The sequence below is a fragment of the Castellaniella sp. FW104-7C03 genome, assembly GCF_040276085.1.
Taxonomy (GTDB): domain Bacteria; phylum Pseudomonadota; class Gammaproteobacteria; order Burkholderiales; family Burkholderiaceae_B; genus Castellaniella.
The window spans coordinates 1-1,429 of record NZ_JBELOK010000027.1 but is presented as its reverse complement, the minus strand read 5'-3'; the positions used below and the strand labels follow the sequence as shown (position 1 = coordinate 1,429).

Sequence of the window (1,429 nt, the reverse complement as noted above, 5' to 3'; positions counted from 1 at the left end):
TGTTGGTGCAACGTGAGAATGTCCGGTCTGTGCAAAATAGAAATGTCCGGTTCAATGGTGTGAGTCACATCACTGGGGTGGGCAGGGACGATGATCACGATGAGCCAGAAGGAAGTCGGCAGACTGCGGGTGCTTGAACAGGTGCGTCATGGGGCGCTCTCACAGGTTGAAGCAGCCAACGTGCTGCAGATATCGGTACGCCAATTACGGCGCATCCAGCGGCGCTACGAGACCGAGGGTGAGGCGGCACTGGTCCACCGGTTAAGGGGCCACAGTTCAAACCATAAGCTCGACGAGACGCTGGTGCTGCGTGCTCAGCAGCTGATCGCCAGCCACTATGCAGATTTCGGCCCCACGTTGGCCGCCGAGACGCTGGCTGAACGCCACGGCATTGCTCTCTCGGTCGAGAGTGTGCGCACGCTCATGCGCGCCGCCGGACTGTGGCGCGCCAAGCGCAGGCGCCTCAAACCCATCCACCCGTTACGCGAGCGCCGCCCCCGGCGTGGTGAGCTCATCCAGATCGACGGCAGCCCGCACGACTGGTTCGAGGGACGTGCCCCGCGTTGTACGCTGCTGGTGTTCATCGATGATGCAACCAGTGAGCTGATGGCATTGCGCTTTGCGCGGGCAGAGTCCACGACGGACTACTTGCTGACGCTGCGTGGGTACATCGTCGAACACGGACTTCCAATGTGCCTGTACAGTGACCGTCACACGATCTTTCGCTCCCCCTGTGCCCAGAACCCCCAGACCACCTACTTCGCCCGCGCCCTCGAGCGGCTGGGCATCGAGGGCATCCAGGCGAGCTCCCCCCAGGCTAAGGGCCGGGTCGAACGCGCCAACCAGACACTGCAAGATCGGCTGATCAAGGCCATGCGCCTGGCCGATATCTGCGATATAGAAGCAGCCAATGCCTGGTTACCCACCTACGTGAAGGGCCACAACCGGCGCTTCGCCGTCGCCCCGGGCGAACCCGAGGATGCCCACGTTCCCTACCAAGGCAGTCCCGAGGAGCTCGACTTTGCACTGGCTTACCACCATGAACGGCGTCTCTCCAAGACGCTCTCCTGCCAGTTCCGCCAACAGATCGTACAGGTCCACGCACCCGGCCAGCAGCGCCGCTTGATCGGCCAACAAGTACGCATCATCGAGCATCTGGATGCCAGCCTGCAGCTCCTGCATGGCAGGGCGAGCTTAGCCTTCACCACGGTGCATAAAAAGGACTACGTCAAACCCGCAGAGGATGCCAAGTCAATAAATGCCAGGGTGCAACAAGCCGTCAACAAACGACCTGTCCCTCCCGCTGCCAATCATCCCTGGAGACGATGGGAAGGCCCAGTGCCCAGCCCCCGCGTTCTGCCTCAAACCGCCCCCTGAACCGGACATTTCTACTTGGGAGAAAACCGGACATTTCTATTTAGCGTTGACA

Annotated in this window: 1 protein-coding gene; it reads left to right on the top strand. The window is 61.2% G+C overall.

Translation table 11 applies throughout. From position 1 onward, the window contains the following. Nucleotides 1-129: 129 nt before the first annotated feature. Nucleotides 130-1,377 carry an ISNCY family transposase gene (locus tag ABS758_RS14900; protein WP_350384133.1) on the top strand — a complete coding sequence of 416 codons (1,248 nt, stop codon included), beginning with the start codon at nt 130-132 and terminating at the stop codon, nt 1,375-1,377. Nucleotides 1,378-1,429: the final 52 nt, after the last annotated feature.